Genomic DNA, 17668 nt, shown 5'->3' on the forward strand with positions numbered 1-17668 from the left:
GCACTTGCATCCGGCGGGCTGCTCCTTGTTGGTCCCGCACCACGTGCGGGAAGAACACTGTGGCGGTTACTTCCTGCGGACCGTGAGTCCCGCACCCGCCGGCATGCCGCCGTCGGGACCTGCCAGCGCTTCGAGCCCCTCAATGGTGAGTTCGTCGAGATCAGCTGCGGTGTCCACCAGCACGGTATCTCCGTCGCTGATTTCACCGGCAAGGATCTCCTTGGCCAGGCGGTCACCGATCTCGCGCTGCACCAGGCGGCGAAGAGGCCGGGCGCCGTACGCGGGATCGAATCCGGACATAGCCAACCATGCCCTGGCTCCGTCCGAAACCTCGAGGCTCAAGCGGCGATCACGGAGCCGGTTGCTCAGCTCGGCAACGTGCAGTTCCACGATCCTGGCCAGCTCTTCCACATTCAGGGGATCGAACAGCACGATCTCATCCAGGCGGTTCAAGAATTCCGGCTTGAACGATGCCTGCACCACTGCCATGACTGCATCACGCTTTGCCTTGGCATCCATGCCCGGGTCCACCAGGAACTGGCTTCCGGAGTTGGACGTGAGCACCAAAATGGTGTTGCGGAAGTCCACGGTGCGGCCTTGGCCGTCGGTGAGGCGGCCGTCGTCGAGGACCTGCAGGAGGATGTCGAAGACCTCGGGGTGGGCCTTCTCCACTTCGTCCAAAAGCACCACGGAGTACGGCCTGCGCCGGACTGCCTCGGTGAGCTGGCCGCCTTCTTCGTAGCCGACGTATCCCGGAGGAGCACCCACCAGGCGGGCCACTGAGTGCTTCTCGCTGTACTCGGACATGTCGATCCGGATCATGGCGCGTTCGTCGTCAAAGAGGAAGTCCGCCAGGGCCTTGGCCAGCTCGGTCTTACCGACGCCGGTGGGTCCCAGGAACAGGAAGGAACCCGTGGGTCGGTTGGGATCGCTGATGCCGGCACGGGCCCGGCGCACGGCATCGGACACAGCCTGCACAGCCTTGCTCTGTCCGATCAGGCGCTTTCCGAGTTCTTCTTCCATGTGCAGCAGCTTCTGCGATTCCCCTTGCAGCATGCGTCCGGCGGGGATGCCGGTCCACGCGGAAATCACCTCGGCAATATCGTCAGCAGTCACGTCTTCAGCAACCATCAACTCAGGCTTTGAGTCACTCCGGGCCGACTCCTCCTCAGCGGCTGCGCTCAACTCACGTTCAAGAGCGGGCAGTTCCCCGTAGAGGATCCGCGATGCCGATTCCAGGTCACCTTCCCGCTGGGACTTATCCGCGGCAGAACGCAGTTCGTCGATCTTGGCCTTGAGGTCACCTACCCGGTTGAGTCCGGCCTTCTCCGCTTCCCAGCGCGCATTCAAAGCGCTGAGTTCTTCGTTCTTGTCCGCTTTGTCGGCACGCAGGGCAGCCAGCCGTTCTACGGATGCAGGATCCGTTTCACCTTGAAGGGCCAGTTCTTCCATGGTCAAACGGTCCACGGCGCGGCGAAGCTGGTCGATCTCCTCCGGTGCGGAGTCGATCTCCATGCGAAGCCGGGATGCTGCCTCGTCCACAAGGTCGATGGCCTTATCAGGAAGCTGCCGTCCCGAGATGTAGCGGTTCGACAACGTTGCGGCCGCCACCAACGCCGAGTCCGCGATAGCTACTTTATGGTGTGCCTCGTAGCGTTCCTTCAGGCCGCGAAGGATGCCAATGGTGTCCTCCACGCTGGGCTCGCCGACGTAGACCTGTTGGAAGCGCCGCTCAAGGGCGGGGTCCTTCTCAATGTTTTCCCGGTACTCGTCCAAGGTAGTGGCACCGATGAGGCGCAATTCGCCACGGGCCAGCATGGGTTTGAGCATGTTGCCCGCATCCATTGCACTCTCGCCTGTGGCGCCGGCGCCGACTACCGTGTGGATCTCATCGATGAACGTAACGATTTGTCCGTTGGAGTTCTTGATCTCCTCCAAGACGGCCTTCAGGCGTTCCTCAAATTCGCCGCGATACTTCGCCCCGGCCACCATGGAAGCGAGGTCCAAAGCAATAAGCGTCTTTCCGCGCAGGCTCTCCGGGACGTCGCCGGCCACCATGCGTTGGGCGAGCCCCTCGACGACGGCCGTCTTGCCAACGCCGGGCTCACCAATGAGTACAGGATTGTTCTTGGTTCGGCGGCTCAGCACCTGAACGACGCGGCGGATCTCGCTGTCACGCCCGATGACCGGGTCCAGCTTGCCTGAGCGCGCCACCGCAGTGAGGTCGGTGCCGAACTTTTCGAGCGCCTGGAAGGTGTTTTCCGGGTCCGGCGAGTTGACGTTCCTGTCGCCGCGGACACCCGGCAGTGCGGCGAGCAGCGCCTCATGGGAGGCGCCGGCGTCGCGCATCAGCTTCCCCACCGCATCACTTCCGGCCGAAAGACCCAGCAGCAGATGTTCAGTGGAGACGAAGGAGTCGCCGAGCTTGTCGGCCTCGTTCTGGGCAGCCTGGATGGCCAGCACCGATTGGCGTGACATTTGGGCCTGCTGGACGGAACTTCCCGAAGACGACGGAAGCGCCTTGATGGCCGAGCTGGCCTGCACACTCACGGCATCCGGGTCCGCGCCGGTAGCGCGCAGCAGTGCCACGGCAACACCTTCACGCTGGTCCATCAGCGCCTTCAACAGGTGAGCGGGCTCCAACTGCGGGTTGCCCGCCGTCGAGGCATTCATGGCGGCCGCAGAAAGGGCCTCCTGGCTTTTGGTGGTGAATTTGACGTCCAAAGAGTGCTCCCTTTCTGGAGTGGATCCAATGCTTTCAAAGTTGAGTCTACTACGCTCAACTTTGATTTTTGGTCCACTGGGTTCCATGTTTGCCCACGGCGAAACCAGTGTCCAGATAAAACCATGGCTATGTGAATAACAGGGGTCTACGATCAGGCTGTGACCGGGCGGAACGGCCTTCCCGCAGGCTCGGCCAAAACTTCGAAAAAAGGAACCGACATGACAAAGTACATGGTGCTTTACACTGCTCCTCAGTCCGCAGAATCGGCGATGCAGGACAGCTCACCGGAGTCGGCGTCGGAAGGCATGAAGGTCTGGATGGACTGGGCGGAAAAGGCCGGCGACGGCATTGTCGACCTTGGGACGCCCCTGGGTGGGGGTAAAGAGATCGGCACCTCCGGAGTCTCGGATTCGGCCGCCGACGTAGCCGGTTACACCATCCTTCAAGCCGACAGCATGGACGCCGCGTTGGCACTCCTTGAAGGGCATCCGCACCTGATGATGCCGGGAGCGTCCATCCAGGTTTATGAGGCGCTGGAGATCCCCGGGATGTAGGCAGCGCACCGGTTCCCGCCTGCCGCGACCGTACTCACGGGCGCGGAAGGCGGGAACGGGTGCAGACGCTCCGCAGGGCAAGAAACACCCGTAGGCTGTGGCCATGGACACCATTTCAAGCCCGGAAGAACTCGAAGAACTCATAGGACTCCCCCTCGACCGCGTGCGGAAGAAGGTCCGTACTTCGCTCAGCGATTTCGATCGCCAATGGCTGGCGGCCAGCCCCTTTTGCGTGCTTTCAACGACCGATGCGCTGGGGCGGGTAGACGCCTCGCCCAAGGGAGACCCTGCCGGATTCATCCACGTCCTGGATGACCACACCGTTGCCATCCCGGAGCGCCCCGGGAACAGGCTCGCCTTCGGCTTCCACAACATCCTGGAAAACCCGAATGTCGGCATCCTGTCCGTCGTCCCGGGAAGGACCGACACCCTGCGTATCAACGGTACGGCGCAGATTGTCCGGGATGCAGACTTCTTCGATCACATGGTGGTCAAGGGGCACCGGCCCCGCGCAGCCGTGGTGGTTTCCGTAGAGGAAGTGTTTACCCATTGCGGCAAGGCTTTCATGCGGAGTGGCCTATGGCAGCCCGAAACCTGGGATCCGGAAGGCCTGCCCAGCATCGCGGTCCTGGCCCAGACGTATACCCAACCCGGGACACCGCTGGAGGACCTGGAGTCCTACTACGGACCCTCCTACGCCGAGAGGATGTACAAGGACTGACCGGCACCGGAGGGGCAGCAGCCCCCAGGCACCGGACCGGGCAGCAGCCCTCAGGAGGGGTACACCGAGACCAGCGCGGACTTGACCACAAACCTCACGTCCATGCCCGGCACCAGGCCCAAATCGGCAGAGGCTGCCGGGGTGATATCGGCCGAAAGGGACTGTTCCGATGCGCCTGAGCGTGCACGCACACGGATCTGGTCGCCGTGCGGCTCGAGGTCCGTGATGACCACAGGGAAGGAGTTGCGGGGACTTCCGTGCACCTCGCCCGGAAAAACGGAAACGCTCGACGGCGGGAAGGCGGCCACGCCTGCCTGACCGGGCAAGGGTGACCAGTCAGGATCGTGCCGGCCCGCGAAAACCCGGCCATCCGGCGTCGTAATTCCCTCGCTGGTGAGGGTGCCCGTGACCAGGTTGAGGCCGGCCAATCCGGCGGCAAAGTGGCTTCTCGGCCGTTCGAGGACCTGCCGGGTTGGCCCTGCCTCGGCGATCCGGCCGTTGTCCACCACGATGACGCGATCGGCCAGCATGTAGGCATCCAGGACGTCGTGCGTAACGATGATGGCCTTGCGGTCCTGCAGCACCCTTTTGAGCACTCGACGCAGCAGCGGAGCGGCGTGGATGTCCAGCGCGGCCATGGGCTCGTCCAGGAGGAGCAGTTCAGGCTCAGCAGCGAGGGCCCGGGCCACGGCAACCCGTTGGGCTTGTCCGCCCGATAGTTGAGCTGGCCGCCGGCCGGCAAGCGGCAGTGCCTCCACCTCGGCCAGCCAGTGCTTGGCAGTTTCCCGGGCCGCCCGTTTGGAAGCACCCACACTGCGCGGCCCGAACGCCACGTTGTCCAACGCGTTCAGGTGGGGAAACAGGAGTGCTTCCTGGGCCAGCAAGGCGGTGCCCCTGAGGTGCGGCGGGCTCCACAGGCGGGTTCCGCCGTCGAGGTTGAACAACGTCCTGAGGCTGTCTCCGTTGGCCGCCGCGCCCATTGTGGCTGTTCCGGCGTCCGGCCGCAGCAAGCCGGCGATGATCCCCAGGAGAGTGGACTTGCCTGCGCCATTGGGCCCAAGGATGGCAACGGTCTCGCCGTCGGCAAGACTGAGCCGCAGATCAAAGTTCCTGGCATTGAGGCTGGCATGGAATTCGAAGCTCATGGCTGGACCTCCACGGACTTGTTGCGCTGCCTGCGGCCGTAACTGAGCCCCACCACAGCAACCGCAACCGCCACCAGGACCAAGGACAATGCGACGGCGGCATCGGCGTCGGTCTCACGCTGCAGATAGATTTCCAACGGCAACGTCCTGGTTACCCCCTCCAGGCTTCCCGCGAAGGTCAATGTGGCACCAAACTCGCCCAGGCTGCGCGCGAAGGACAAGACAGCACCGGACGCCAGGCCTGGCAAAACCAGTGGAAGGGTGACACGACGAAGAACTGTTGTGGGCCGGGCTCCGAGCGTGGCTGCCACCGCTTCGTACTTGTTTCCGGCCGATCGCAGCGCGCCTTCCAAACTGACCACCAGGAAGGGCAAGGCCACGAAGGTCTGTGCCAGGACCACCGCCGTGGTGGAAAACGCGATCTGGATCCCCGCCGCCTCCAACGATTTACCCAAAAGCCCCTGCCGCCCAAACGTGTAGAGGAGCGCAATGCCTCCGACGACCGGCGGAAGAACCAGCGGCAGGAGGACAAATGCCCTGAGCAACCGCTGACCGGGAAAGTCTCCGCGTGCCAGCACCAACGCCAGGGGCACTCCCAGCACGATGCAGAGCACGGTACTCGCAGCCGAGGTTCGCAGACTCAAACCCAGCGCCGCCAACGAGGATTCGGAGGTGATGAGGGGAACGAACTGCGGCCAGTTAACCTTGGCCAGCATCGCCACCAGTGGAAGGACCACCAGCAATCCCCCGACTCCGGCGATGACAAAGACCCACGACGGGATGCCGTGGTAACCGGAGCCGATGCGTTTCATCACAATCCCCCGGTTACGGAGCGCCGAAGCCGGCGTCGGCAAGGATCTTCCTGCCGTCGTTGCCTGTGACCATGGCAATGAAGGCAGCGGCCAGTTCCTTGTTCTTGCTGGTACCTACGGTGGCGATCGGGTAGGTATTGACGGCCTTGTCCGATTCCGGGAAGGGGATGCCCTTGACCTTGTTCCCCGCTCCCTTGACGTCCGTGACGTAAACCAAGCCCGCATCGGCTTCCTGGGAGGTGACTTTGCCCAGGACGTCGGTAACGGATGATTCTTCACTGACGGGGCTCAGGGTAATACCGGCAGCTTTCTCGACCACGTCCGCAGCTGCGCCGCAAGGAACCTGGTTGGCGCACGTCACCACTTTGACGCCCGGTTTGGCCAGGTCGGCAAAAGAAGAGATCGACGCCGGATTGCCGGGTGGGACGGCAATCTCCAGCACGTTGGTGGCAAAGTTCTGGGCGGTGCCGTCCACGAGCTGGGCGTCTGCAAGCTTGGTCATGTTCTTGGTGTCGGCGGAGGCAAAGACGTCGGCGGGGGCGCCCTGGGTAATCTGCGTGACCAAGTCCGAGGAACCGGCGAAGCTTAGATTGACCTTGGTTCCAGGGTTCCCGGCCTCAAAGTCCTCGGCCAATTGAGTGAACGTCGTTTTCAGGGATGCCGCTGCGAAAACAGTGATCTCGCCCGACAGCTGGGACGAGGCACCGGCTGAGGGGGCCGCAGGTGTTGACGTGTCCGCTGCACAGCCTGCGAGGCCCGTTGTGAGGGCGCCGGCAAGCAACAGTGCTGTAAATCTGGGGCGATGACCGGTGATGCTCATATGATGCTCTTTCCCTGGGGAGTCTCGATGATGACGGTGGTGGCCTTGACCACGGCGGTGGCTACCGAACCGAGCTCCAGCCCGAGGTCCCTCACGGCTTCACTGCTCATGAGTGACACCACCCGGAACGGGCCGCATTGAAGCTCCACCTGCGCCATGACCTTGTCAGCCGTGATCCCCGTGACCAAACCGACGAAGCGGTTTCGGGCCGAACTTCCAACCCGGGCGGGGTCATCCGGGAGATGGGACTGGTCGCGGGCAAGAGTTGCGAGTTCCAGGCCATCCACGGCAAGACGCCCGGCCGGATCCTTCTGCGCCGTCAGCGTTCCGTTCTCAGTCCAGCGCCTGACGGTGTCGTCACTGACACCCAGAAAGCGGGCGGCCTCGGAAATTCGTATTTGCGGCATGGGATCAGTGTAGTTCCGTAAATGCGTCTGGATGGGGCTGGTTTGTCCGCAAACCGAATATTACTAAAACCGTAACCAGGCGGCACCCGCGCAGCGGCACCGACGGGAGGCGCCGCCGCGCAGCGGCACCGACGGGAGGCGCCGCCGCGCAGCGGCACCGACGGGAGGCGCCGCCGTCGTCGTTCTCGTCGTCCCCGACGCACTCCTTTGGCGTCACCGGGGCACCAGTTTCCGCGCGAGGCACCCGTCAGCACCGGTGCGATTTGCGCGACCGGGCGCGCCGCCGTCGTCGAACTCTTCCTCAGCGGGGCACCGTTGGCTCTGGCCCCAAGGGACCCGCCGCCGTACCCTGTTCTAGGGAGAGAGTCTTAGGCGCGAAGGAGCGTCCCATGGAATGGATTCGTCCGGCCAACCCCAGCTATGACGAGGCCCGGAAACTCTTCAATGCGATGATCGACCGCAAACCGGCTGTCATCGCCAAATGCTCCGATCCCGCCGAAGTGGCTGAAGCCCTCAGCTATGCGCACAACCACAACCTGGACGTTGCAGTGAGGTCCGGCGGGCATTCCGTGGCGGGCATGTCCACCAACGACGACGGGCTGGTGATCGACGTCCGTCCCATGAAGTCCATCAGCATCAACACCGAAGCGAAGACTGCCACCGCAGGTGCCGGACTCACGTGGGGCGAGTTCGACCGGGCAACCCAGCAATATGGCCTGGCCGTTACCGGCGGCCGCGCCTCAACCACGGGTGTTTCCGGATTTACGTTGGGCGGGGGCTCGGGATGGCTGGAGCGCTCCTACGGTTTCGCCTGCGACAACCTGCTCTCCGTGGACCTTGTCACAGCGTCCGGGGATCGGGTGACCGCCAGTCCGGGAGAGAACCCGGAGCTGTTCTGGGGACTCCACGGTGGCGGAGGCAACTTCGGTGTCGCAACTTCCTTGACCTTCAAACTGCACGATCTTGGGCCAACAGTCATGGCCGGCCTGATGCTGTTCCCGGGCGGGGATGCCGCTGACGTGTCCCGTGCCTACCGGCAGATCGCCCTTGACGCTCCCGACGCAGTCGGCACCGCACTCGTCTTTCTCACAGCCCCTCCGGAAGAGTTCATTCCCGAAGACATGGTGGGCAAACTGGCCGTCGGCATGGCCTACCTCTACGCGGGAGACGTTGAGTCGGGCGAAGAACATGCCCGGCCTTTCAAAGAGTTGGGGCCCGCCGTGGACCTGGTCTCTCCCATGGGTTATGCGGACTTCCAGTGCATGATCGACGACCCTCCGGATCTCTACAACTACTGGAGCGCCGACTATCACAACAAGCTCACTGATGATGCGCTGGATCTCCTGGTGGACTCGGCGCAGCGGCTGCCGGGCCCGAATTCCCAACAGTTGGTGGTGCGCTGGGGAGGAGCAGTGGGCGGCCCCGCAGCGGCGAACACACCGTTGCAGCATCGAGGCGCAGAGTGGGTCAGTCACCCCTTCGGCCTGTCCGCAACCCAGGAGGGTGGGCTGGAAGCCAAAGCCTGGGTCAAGCAGTTCCGACAGGACATAGCCCCGCACACTACGGGCGGGGTGTGGCTGAACTTCATCGGCGACGAAGGCCAGGACAGGATCATGGCTGCCTACGGCGAACAGAACTATCGCAGGCTCTCCCTGGTCAAGCGCGAATTCGATCCCGACAACGTGTTCCGCGGCAACCAGAACATCCTGCCCGCCCAGCACTGAGAACCCTACGCTCCTTCCCAGTTGCCGTGAACAGTTCGGACAGTGAAGCCCGGATTTCCGGGGCGGCAGCACGGCGGTAGACGTCCCGATGGCCGGCAACTGGGAAGGATCACTTGGGATTACACTTTGGCAATGGCCGTCTACATTGATCCGCCCCTATGGCCCGCGCATGGGACCGTTTTTTCGCATCTGGTATCGGATTCAACCCTGGATGAGCTTCATGCGTTCGCCGCCGCTGCCGGAATTCCGGAAAGGGCCTTCGACGGCGATCACTACGACGTCCCCGAACGCCGCTACGATGACCTCGTCCTCGCCGGTGCCATACCCGTTGAGGCCCGGATCCTGGTCCGCAAACTCATAGCGAGCGGCCTGCGGATTCCGGCGCGCGAACGGAGCAAAGCCCTCACAGTCCCTTTGATGGAGCGGTGGAACAGCATTCTTCCCGGCCACGAGGAGTTGGGGCTGGAACTATTGGAACGCTGGGGTGAGGACGGCAGGAAATACCACAGCCGCACCCACCTCCTGGCAGTTCTTGAGGCCCTCGACCTCCTGACCGAACCCGCCGTACCTGCCCGTACCGTCTCCCTGGCAGCCTGGTTCCACGACGCCGTGTATGAGGGAGTCGCCGGCCAGGACGAGGAAGACTCAGCCGTGCTGGCGGAGGATCGCCTCACGGCTGCCGGTCTACCCCCTGACGATGTGGCCGAGGTAGCGCGGCTTGTCCGGCTCACCTCCAACCACTCTCCGGAAGCGGATGACCATGCCGGGGCGCTCCTCTGCGACGCCGACCTCTCCGTACTTGGCGGCGACCAGCAAGCCTATGCGCGCTACCTGGCCGCCGTCCGCGAAGACTACGCCCACGTCAGCGACGACGACTTCGCGAAGGGGCGCGCCGCCGTCGTGCGTCACCTCCTGAACCTGGAACCGCTGTTCCATGGGGAACGAGCCAAAGGGCTCTGGCTCGACGCCGCGCGGCGCAACCTCACGGCGGAACTCGCGTGAGCGGTTCCCCGGATATGGCGGGGGTGCCGCAGCGGCAACTTCCGTACGCGGTCCGGTTTGAATGGGGGCTCGACGGCGCCCGTGCCGTAGTGCCCGGTGCGGACCTCGCGGTGGTGGTTGACGTCCTGTCCTTCACCACATGCGTCAGTGTTGCGGTTGACCGCGGGGCTGTGGTGTTTCCCTATCCTCATCGGGACGCATCAGCAATTGATTTTGCGGCTCATCATCAGGCTTTGCTCGCCGGGCCGAGGAACACCGAGAGCTTGAGCCTTTCCCCTTCCAGCCTCCGCAAGGCGGGCACGCTGGAGCGCGTGGTTCTCCCCTCCCCCAACGGTTCGACAATCAGCCATGAGCTTGCGGCATCGGCGCCCAAAGTAGTGGCTGTCTCACTCCGAAACGCCGCCGCAACGGCCCGCTGGGTCCACGCCGCCCTGCCCGCCGACGCCGTGATCGCCGTGATCGCAGCAGGTGAAAAGTGGACGGACGGTGGATTGCGGCCGTCGTTGGAGGATCAGCTCGGGGCGGGCGCGTTCATTGCCGGCCTCGCAGCCGCAGGTCGTCACAGCTTTTCACCCGAGGCTGAGATGGCTGCCGCGGCGTTCGGTGCTGCCGAACCCCGGCTGACAGAAGTACTGCAAGGCTGTTCCAGTGGACGGGAATTGATCGACGCCGGTTATGCCGGGGACGTCAGCATCGCGGCAGAGTTGGATGACAGTTCTGCGGTTGCCTTGCTGCTGAACGGTGCTTTTAGGACGCCCTAGACTAGGAGGTATGACCTCCTACCTCCACACCTATGTGAGCCCCGAGTTGCCACTGGCGATCCCCGACCTTGAACACGTCCTGGCCGTCCGTGGCGTGGGCGGTTACCGCCAGTACCGTATCCCCGCCCTTGCTGTGAGCCCACGAGGCACCCTGCTGGCTGCCTACGACGGCCGGCCAAACCTGGACGATCTTCCCAATCCCATTGATCTCCTCCTGCGCCGCAGCACGGACAACGGAAAGACCTGGGGCCCGCAGCAGGTGGTTCGCACAGCCCGGGGACTGCAGGGATTCGGTGACCCCAGCCTGCTGGTGGACAACGAGACCGGACGTATCTTCATGTTCCACGCCGCTGGAACCCACGCCGGATTCTTCGAGGCCGTCCCCGGCATGGAGCCGGACGACGAGGTTCAGCACGCGGACGTCAGTTACTCGGACGACGACGGCGGCACCTGGCAGCATCGTCGGCTCACCGCACAGCTCAAATCGGCCCACCCAGGAATCACCGGCCTTTTTGCTGCGGCAGGCCAAGGCATCCACGTCCACACCGGCCCATTCAGGGGCAGGCTGGTGCAGCAGTATGTAGTTCTCGTGGAGGGGAACATCATGGCCGCCTCGGCGTTCAGCGACGACCACGGTGAGACCTGGGTTTTGGGAGAACTGATCGGAGATGGCCCGTCCGGGATCGGGCCCAACGAAAACAAGGTGGTGTGCCTGGATGACGGTCGGCTTCTGCTTCACTCCCGGGCAACGCCGTGCCGTTTATGGTCTGTTTCTGAGAACGGCGGGCACTCGTGGAGCCTGCTTCAGCCTGTTGAAGATCTGCCCGACCCCAGCGACAACGGCTCCTTGACCCGCTTCGACGGACGACCCGGCGTTTCGCTCCCGGAATCCGGCACGTCCGGGTGGTTGTTGTCCAGCAACAACCAGGACCCGCAGCTTCGCCGGAACACGGTGCTCAGCCTTTCCATCGATAATGGCGCCACCTGGCCGGCCAAGCTGGTGGTGTGCCCCGGAAGTTCGGCCTACTCCACCGTGACGCGCCTGCCCGATGGAAACGTGGGCGTCCTTTATGAGCGACAGGGTTACCGGGAAATCGTGTTCGCTTCCATCCCTGCGGAGCAATTGACGGATCAGCTGGGTTCGGCGGCAGCTTCCGCCGGTGGCGGGGTTGACGACGGCGTCGACAGCGGCGGGGTCGACGGCGGCGGGGTCGACGGCGGCCGGGCTGACGGCGGCGGGGTTGACGGTGGCGGCGGCTGGGCTGGCGGCTGGGTTGACGGCGGCGGCGGCCGGGTCGACGGCGGCCGGGCTGACGGCGGCGGGGTTGCCAGCGGCCGGGTCGACGGCGGCCGGGCTGACTCGTGCCCCGACGTCTTGGCCTTCGACATGGAACTGCGCTCCATTACCCCTGGCCGTCCTGACGAGTGGCAGAACGCAGGTGAATTCCACGTGCTTCCATCCTCCAGCGACGGCCAGTGGGACGTGCAAACCTGGAAGGAAATTGGCCAGGGTTACTCCGGAAACCAAGTCCTTGGCACGCGTGAAGCCCAGGACCTCAACTACGGCCCGATCATCCCCGGCTACCAAGCCGGGGACATCCTGGCTTTCACCGGGCGTGCCCGCAACTGCGGCACCCAGCCGATGACCGGCGTCGTACTTCTCGGACCGCACGCCAACCAGGGCGACTTCCCGCCGGTCGACCTTCTGCCGGGCGAGCAGGTCCTGTACTTCACGCCGACCTACACGGTCACGGCTGCGGACATGGACCGGGCCGCGTTGGAAGTCTCGTTCACTGTGGAGTCCGACGGTGGGCGCATACTTCAGGTGCGGCGTTTCCGTTTCGAACTGGGTACCGGCGCTGTGCAGGCTTTCCAGGGTTAGGTGCCTTTCAGCGCCGGCGTTTCCAGCGGCAGGTGCTGGCAACGGGAGGTGCTGGCAGGCTGAAGGTATGCCTAGCGGTAGGTGCTGACGAACGGCTGGTTGGTTGGCACAATTTGTTTGCCGAGCGGCATCAAGGACACCGGGATCAGCTTCAGGTTGGCAATGGCGAGTGGGATGCCAATGATGGTGATGGCCATGGCAAAGGCGGTGACCACGTGACCGATCGCGATCCAGATACCCGCAACGAGCAGCCAGATCACGTTGCCGAGGAGAGCGAATACCCCTGCACCGCCCGGCTTTTCCACCACCATTTGGCCGAAGGGCCACAAGCAGTAAGCACCGATCCGGAAGGAAGCGATGCCCCACGGGATGGTGACGATCAGAACGCAGCAAATGATGCCCGCCGCGAAGTAGCCCAAAGCCAGCCAGAACCCACCGAAGACAAGCCAGATGATGTTAAGGAGCGTTTTCATAGTCCCCATTCTCCCTTGCCGGTCTGACAAAAAGCCTAGGGGTCTGCCCTGATTCTTCCCTGAAGTGATTTTTCACTGGAGAATGCTCTGCCCGTTATGCCAGGAGGTCGTCCAGCTTGTCGAACGAAGTTCCCCAGCCGTCACGGGTCATGTCCACCCACTCCTGGGATTCGAAAGGGCCTTGGGTGACATTCATGCGGGTTCGGCCGTTGAGGTCCTCGAACTCCAGGCGCATCTCCTCGAATTCGTGATCGGCATCCGGAGCAGCTTTGGCCTTCGCAACCAGGAGAGCCGGGGCTTCCAGTTCAGAGATCACAGCTTCAATGGGGGCTTCTTGCTCCCCATCCTCGTCCGACCACACCATGACCACCTGCCAGATGCCGCCCACCTTCGGCTCAACAATGATCTTCTCGCGGGGCGCCTCCACCTCAACGGGGCCGAACCACTGCGCGAGCTTGTCAGGATCCATCCAAGCGTCGAAAACCTTCTCGCGAGGAGCGTCAAACTCACGGCTCATGGTCAGGGTGAAGTGTTCCGCGCTCATTGTTTGACTCCTGTTTTCGTGGACTGCGGGTGGGAGTGTCCGTTTAACGGTGGATTCGGGTGTTGGAAGCGAACTGGTGTTGGAAGCGATTCTAGGGGGTGCCAGTGACAGCCAGACGATCTCTCACTAAATCGCAGGTTTACACGATCCCTCTTTCACATCACCACCAGAAATCGTGGTGTCAGAGAGCAACGTCAGTCAACCCAGGGGACGTGAGCGAGGATCGGCGGAAAGACCCGGGGGATCTGATAGAGCGTCAGTCGAGAGGCTGGGGGAAGTGATAGAGCATCAGCCAAAAGACCAGGGGATCTGATCGAGCGTCAGCGGAAAGACCAGGGGATCTGATCGAGCGTCAGCCAAAAGACCCGGAGACGTGATAGACGGTCAGGCCTTGGCGGCTTCCACGAACGCCCGGATCCTGGCCAGGTCCTTCACTCCGCGGGAAGACTCCACGCCGGAGGACACATCCACGCCCCAGGCTCCGGCCGCGGTTGCTGCGAAGGCAACATTGCCGGCTTCGAGTCCCCCTGCGAGCAGCCATTCGCGGCCATCGAGTCCCTTCGCCCGGACCGAACCGTAGTCCCAGGACTCCCCCGAGCCCGGCACGGCGGCATCAACCAGGAACAATTCTTCACCCAGATCAGCGAACTCGTCCTCGGAGGCACCCATGGTGACGGCCCTGATGAGCCGCATACCGGCGTCGTGCACTGTCTTGACGTCCTCGGCCGTGCGGTGACCATGGAGCTGAACCCACTCGAGGCCTGCCGCTCGCGCTGTTTCAACGGCATCCGCGGCAGACTCGTGCCGGAAAACACCCACGGCGTGGACACCGGCAGGAACCAAGGGAAGGAGGATGCGGACCTGCTCCGGGCTGACTTCGCGCGGGCTGGCGGTAAGGACGAATCCCACCGCGTCGGCACCGGCGTCGACGGCCTCACTGAGGGATTCCGGCGTGCTCAAGCCGCACACTTTGACGAACATTCCCGCGCCTCCAGCCAAACTCGCAACGTTTTCCACATATGACGTTAGCAAGCCGGAATGCGAACGCAGAAGCCGTGTCCACCACTAGGCTGGTCGAATGGAGATCATCCGCTTTGCCGACATCCGTCCTGAACCGTGGCGCAACGGCGGTGGGGTGACGCGCGAACTCGCCAGCCACCCCAAAGCCGCTTCAGCCCAGGACGGGGCATGGGATTGGCGCGTCAGCATCGCCGACGTCTCAAAAGCCGGCGAATTTTCCGCCTTCCCCGGCATGGAGCGGGTTATCACCATCATCGACGGCGAACTGCTGTTGCTCTCTGTGGACGGCTCGGAGCACCCGCTGGAGAAGTATCGTCCGTTCCGTTTCTCTGGCGAGGCCGCCTCTTCGGCAACTCTTCCCACCGGGGATATACAGGATCTGAACGTCATTGCACGCGAGGGCGCTTTCAAGGGCTACACGTCCATTGTGGAAATCTCCAAGAAACGGGCTCACCCGGTCTTCGAGGGCCAACTGGCCGTCCTTCTTGAAGGGAAAGCCACGGTGGCGCCCGGCGGGCTTGGGGACGAAGCACCGGTTGAGGAGGAAGAGTCCGACGGCGGCGCCCCGGCACCCAGCGCGGCCGAGCCGATTGAACTGTCCCGGTATGACGCCGTGGTGGGCTCGGATACCCGCAGCCCGGAAATCACGGGCCGGGGCTTCATCGCGGTCATCTCGATCGACCATGTGGAAGCCCACGCCTGAGCTGGTGACGTTAACCACCAGAAGTGGCCACCCTGCGCGGGAGTTGCTAGCCTGAAATGAAGGTTCCGCTCTGGAACCTCCGGACGACGGTTCAGTACCCGGAACGCGACAAGACTGGCCAAAGGAAATGTCATGTCGTGGATAATTCTCATTCTTTCCGGAGCACTTGAGGCCGTGTGGGCCGCAGCGCTCCACCGTTCCAAGGGCTTCCGCAAACCCGTCCCAACTGTTGTGTTCCTGGTGTCAGTGATCGCCAGTATGGGCGGCCTCGCCATCGCGATGCAGTCCATCCCGACGGGCACGGCCTACGCGGTGTGGGTTGGCGTCGGTGTCGTCCTCACTGCAACATACGCGATGGTCACCAAAGTTGAACGCGCGACGACGGCCCGGCTGCTTCTGCTTGCGGGCATCGGCGCATGCGTGGTCGGCCTGAAGGTGGTGGCGTAGCCATGACTGCAAACAACTCGAACACCAAGAACACCGGCAACGGAATCTTCTGGGCCATTCTCCTGGCCTCGGCGCTGCTCGAGGCCGTATGGGCCACCGCTTTGGGCCTGTCCAACGGCTTCACGCAACTCATGCCCACAGTGGTCTTCGCTATCACCGCAGTACTGAGCATGCTCGGACTGGGCATCGCCGTGAAGCGCATCCCCCTCGGTACTGCTTACGCGGTCTGGGTCGGGATTGGTGCTGCGCTGACAGTTGGCTGGGCCATGATCACGGGCGTGGAGTCCGCGAGCCCGCTGAAGCTGCTCTTCATCGCGGGAATCGTGGGCTGTGCTGCCGGTTTGAAGGCCCTGCCTGCCGATAAGCCTGCTGCCAAGGCCGAGTAGGCACTTCCTGGCGCTCCATTTCGAGGGGTAGCTGCTCATTCGATGTCTCGCACCATCGAATGCGCAGCGGCCCATCGAATCGGCCTTCACACCCGGCGAATCCGCAGCCAGCCAGCTCGACGAACCTGCAGCGAAGCATCGAACGCACAGCTGCCCATCGAATAGACGCTTCCTGGCGCTCCATTTCGAGGGGTAGCTGCGCATTCGATGTCTCGCACCATCGAATGCGCAGCGGCCCATCGAATCGGCCTTCACACGCCCGGGAAATCCGCAGCCAGCCAGCTCGACGAACCTGCAGCGAAGCATCGAATGCGCAGCGGCCCATCGAATAGATGCTTCCTGACGCTCCATTTCGAGGGGTAGCTGCTCATTCGATGTCTCGCACCATCGAATGCGCAGCGGCCCATCGAGTCGGCCACCGAACGGGGCGGGCCGGGCAGCGCGCGGGACCGCAACAGCAGGAATACCCGCTGCCTCCAGCGGGTTCACGCCAACAAAGGGCACTCTGGAACACCTACGCGCATTGGAGAAGTTCATGACTGAAGTTCAACTCGGTGACGGCCTCAAGGTCAGTCCCCTCGGATTCGGCGGAATGGCCCTCACCCCGGTGTACGGGGGAATCGAGCCGGAAGAAGGCCTGCAAACACTGAGGCATGCGGTGGACGCGGGAATCACGTTCATCGACACCGCAGACGTGTACGGCGCCGGGAGCAACGAGGAACTCGTGGGCAGGCTCTTGAAGGAGCGGCGCGACGAGATCCAGGTGGCCACCAAGTTCGGAATTGAGGGCAACCCCGCGGACGGGTACACGGGAGTCCGCGGGGATGCGCCTTACATCAGGCAAGCGGCGGAAGCGAGCCTCCGCCGCCTGGACACTGACGTGATTGACCTCTACTACATGCACCGCCGTGACCTCCGCGTTCCGATAGTGGAAACCGTGGAGGCCATGGCGGAACTGGTCCGAGAGGGCAAGGTCCGGCACCTCGGCTTGTCTGAGGTGACGGCCGAGGAGCTCAGGCAGGCCAACGCTGTCCATCCCATTGCCGCGGTCCAGAGCGAGTGGTCGATCTGGAGCAGGGATGTGGAGCTCAACGTTGTACCTGCCGCCAAGGAACTTGGCGTTGGGTTTGTGCCTTATTCGCCTCTTGGCCGCGGATTCCTCACGGGAACCGTCAGCGCGGGCGACCTTGGGGAAAATGACTTCCGCCATAAGATCCCCCGTTTTGGTGACGAGGCACTTGATGCGAACCAAGCCGTAGTGGCCGCGGTCCGCGAGGTAGCCAGTGGGCTGGATGCAACTCCTGCCCAGGTAGCCCTGGCATGGCTGTTCGCCCAAGGTCAGCGCCTTGGGATTTCCGTGGTTCCCATCCCCGGCACGCGTAAAACGCACCGGATCGACGAGAACCTGGGGGCACTGTCCCTGCAACTGGGGACAGCACAACTTGAGGTGCTCAACCAAGCCGCGGCCGGCGTCGTGGGTTCACGTTCTGCCGACCCCAACTGGGTTTCGCAGGGCCGCGAAGCCAACAACGTAGGCTGATC

At 63.4% G+C, this 17668-nt stretch carries 18 protein-coding genes and 1 riboswitch; of the genes, 10 read left to right on the forward strand and 8 right to left on the reverse strand.

Going from position 1 to position 17668, the window contains the following annotated elements:
• Positions 1–66: 66 nt before the first annotated feature.
• Positions 67–2724 (reverse strand): ATP-dependent chaperone ClpB, encoded by a 2658-nt coding sequence (gene clpB, locus LDN85_RS18550; RefSeq protein ID WP_223943779.1) that lies wholly within the window; start codon positions 2722–2724, stop codon positions 67–69.
• 219 nt (positions 2725–2943) lie between these two features.
• On the opposite strand from clpB, the gene LDN85_RS18555 reads away from it, so the two are divergent.
• Together LDN85_RS18555 and LDN85_RS18560 are read left to right on the forward strand one after the other, a co-directional pair.
• The gene (locus tag LDN85_RS18555) at positions 2944–3279 is read left to right on the forward strand and encodes a hypothetical protein (protein ID WP_223943780.1); all 336 of its coding nucleotides are present in this window, start codon (positions 2944–2946) and stop codon (positions 3277–3279) included.
• 103 nt (positions 3280–3382) lie between these two features.
• Positions 3383–4000: an MSMEG_1061 family FMN-dependent PPOX-type flavoprotein gene (locus LDN85_RS18560; RefSeq protein WP_026547956.1), complete on the forward strand. Its 618-nt coding sequence runs from the start codon at positions 3383–3385 to the stop codon at positions 3998–4000.
• A gap of 50 nt (positions 4001–4050) precedes the next feature.
• Here the strand turns inward: LDN85_RS18560 and LDN85_RS18565 are convergent, their stop codons facing one another.
• From LDN85_RS18565 to LDN85_RS18580, 4 genes are read right to left on the reverse strand one after another with little or no spacing between them, the layout of a single operon-like run.
• On the reverse strand, positions 4051–5145 hold the full coding sequence (locus LDN85_RS18565) for an ATP-binding cassette domain-containing protein (protein WP_026547955.1): 1095 nt from the start codon (positions 5143–5145) through the stop codon (positions 4051–4053).
• Positions 5142–5957, reverse strand: coding sequence for an ABC transporter permease (locus tag LDN85_RS18570; RefSeq protein ID WP_051420949.1), 816 nt, complete (start codon positions 5955–5957; stop codon positions 5142–5144). Before LDN85_RS18570 ends, LDN85_RS18565 begins: the two co-directional genes overlap by 4 nt.
• 13 nt (positions 5958–5970) lie before the next feature.
• Positions 5971–6777, reverse strand: a complete 807-nt coding sequence (gene modA / locus LDN85_RS18575) for a molybdate ABC transporter substrate-binding protein (protein ID WP_223943781.1) — start codon at positions 6775–6777, stop codon at positions 5971–5973.
• A complete protein-coding gene (locus LDN85_RS18580) occupies positions 6774–7184 on the reverse strand; it encodes a TOBE domain-containing protein (protein ID WP_026543476.1) in 411 nt (136 codons plus the stop codon). Before LDN85_RS18580 ends, modA begins: the two co-directional genes overlap by 4 nt.
• 389 nt (positions 7185–7573) lie before the next feature.
• Between LDN85_RS18580 and LDN85_RS18585 the strand changes: the two genes are divergently transcribed.
• The 4 genes from LDN85_RS18585 to LDN85_RS18600 all read left to right on the forward strand — a co-directional run bounded on the left by LDN85_RS18585 (position 7574) and on the right by LDN85_RS18600 (position 12553).
• Entirely contained in the window at positions 7574–8908 is a 1335-nt protein-coding gene (locus tag LDN85_RS18585; protein ID WP_223943782.1) for an FAD-binding oxidoreductase, read from the forward strand.
• A gap of 132 nt (positions 8909–9040) precedes the next feature.
• On the forward strand, positions 9041–9910 hold the full coding sequence (locus LDN85_RS18590; protein ID WP_223943783.1) for a DUF4031 domain-containing protein: 870 nt from the start codon (positions 9041–9043) through the stop codon (positions 9908–9910).
• Positions 9911–9924: 14 nt separating this feature from the next.
• Positions 9925–10671 carry a 2-phosphosulfolactate phosphatase gene (locus tag LDN85_RS18595; protein ID WP_223945493.1) on the forward strand — a complete coding sequence of 249 codons (747 nt, stop codon included), beginning with the start codon at positions 9925–9927 and terminating at the stop codon, positions 10669–10671.
• A 10-nt stretch (positions 10672–10681) separates the two neighbouring features.
• Positions 10682–12553 (forward strand): sialidase family protein, encoded by a 1872-nt coding sequence (locus tag LDN85_RS18600; protein WP_223943784.1) that lies wholly within the window; start codon positions 10682–10684, stop codon positions 12551–12553.
• Positions 12554–12624: 71 nt separating this feature from the next.
• Here the strand turns inward: LDN85_RS18600 and LDN85_RS18605 are convergent, their stop codons facing one another.
• From LDN85_RS18605 to LDN85_RS18615, 3 genes are all read right to left on the reverse strand, one after another.
• A complete protein-coding gene (locus tag LDN85_RS18605; protein WP_011776159.1) occupies positions 12625–13026 on the reverse strand; it encodes a YccF domain-containing protein in 402 nt (133 codons plus the stop codon).
• Positions 13027–13120: 94 nt separating this feature from the next.
• Positions 13121–13570 (reverse strand): SRPBCC domain-containing protein, encoded by a 450-nt coding sequence (locus LDN85_RS18610; RefSeq protein WP_223943785.1) that lies wholly within the window; start codon positions 13568–13570, stop codon positions 13121–13123.
• 384 nt (positions 13571–13954) lie between these two features.
• Positions 13955–14551 (reverse strand): phosphoribosylanthranilate isomerase, encoded by a 597-nt coding sequence (locus LDN85_RS18615; protein WP_091552221.1) that lies wholly within the window; start codon positions 14549–14551, stop codon positions 13955–13957.
• 97 nt (positions 14552–14648) lie between these two features.
• Between LDN85_RS18615 and LDN85_RS18620 the strand changes: the two genes are divergently transcribed.
• The 4 genes from LDN85_RS18620 (at position 14649) to LDN85_RS18635 (ending at position 17666) form a co-directional block, all read left to right on the forward strand.
• A complete protein-coding gene (locus tag LDN85_RS18620) occupies positions 14649–15293 on the forward strand; it encodes a HutD family protein (RefSeq protein ID WP_223943786.1) in 645 nt (214 codons plus the stop codon).
• A 57-nt stretch (positions 15294–15350) separates the two neighbouring features.
• Positions 15351–15416, forward strand: a riboswitch (guanidine-III (ykkC-III) riboswitch).
• A 9-nt stretch (positions 15417–15425) separates the two neighbouring features.
• Positions 15426–15740 (forward strand): multidrug efflux SMR transporter, encoded by a 315-nt coding sequence (locus LDN85_RS18625; RefSeq protein ID WP_091552225.1) that lies wholly within the window; start codon positions 15426–15428, stop codon positions 15738–15740.
• A 2-nt stretch (positions 15741–15742) separates the two neighbouring features.
• Complete coding sequence (locus tag LDN85_RS18630; RefSeq protein WP_275966432.1) at positions 15743–16126, forward strand: multidrug efflux SMR transporter; 384 nt, start codon at positions 15743–15745, stop codon at positions 16124–16126.
• A gap of 535 nt (positions 16127–16661) precedes the next feature.
• Positions 16662–17666: an aldo/keto reductase gene (locus LDN85_RS18635; protein ID WP_091552471.1), complete on the forward strand. Its 1005-nt coding sequence runs from the start codon at positions 16662–16664 to the stop codon at positions 17664–17666.
• Positions 17667–17668 lie beyond the last annotated feature (2 nt).

Source organism: Arthrobacter sp. StoSoilB20, from assembly GCF_019977295.1.
GTDB classification, from domain to species: Bacteria; Actinomycetota; Actinomycetes; order Actinomycetales; family Micrococcaceae; genus Arthrobacter; species Arthrobacter nicotinovorans_A.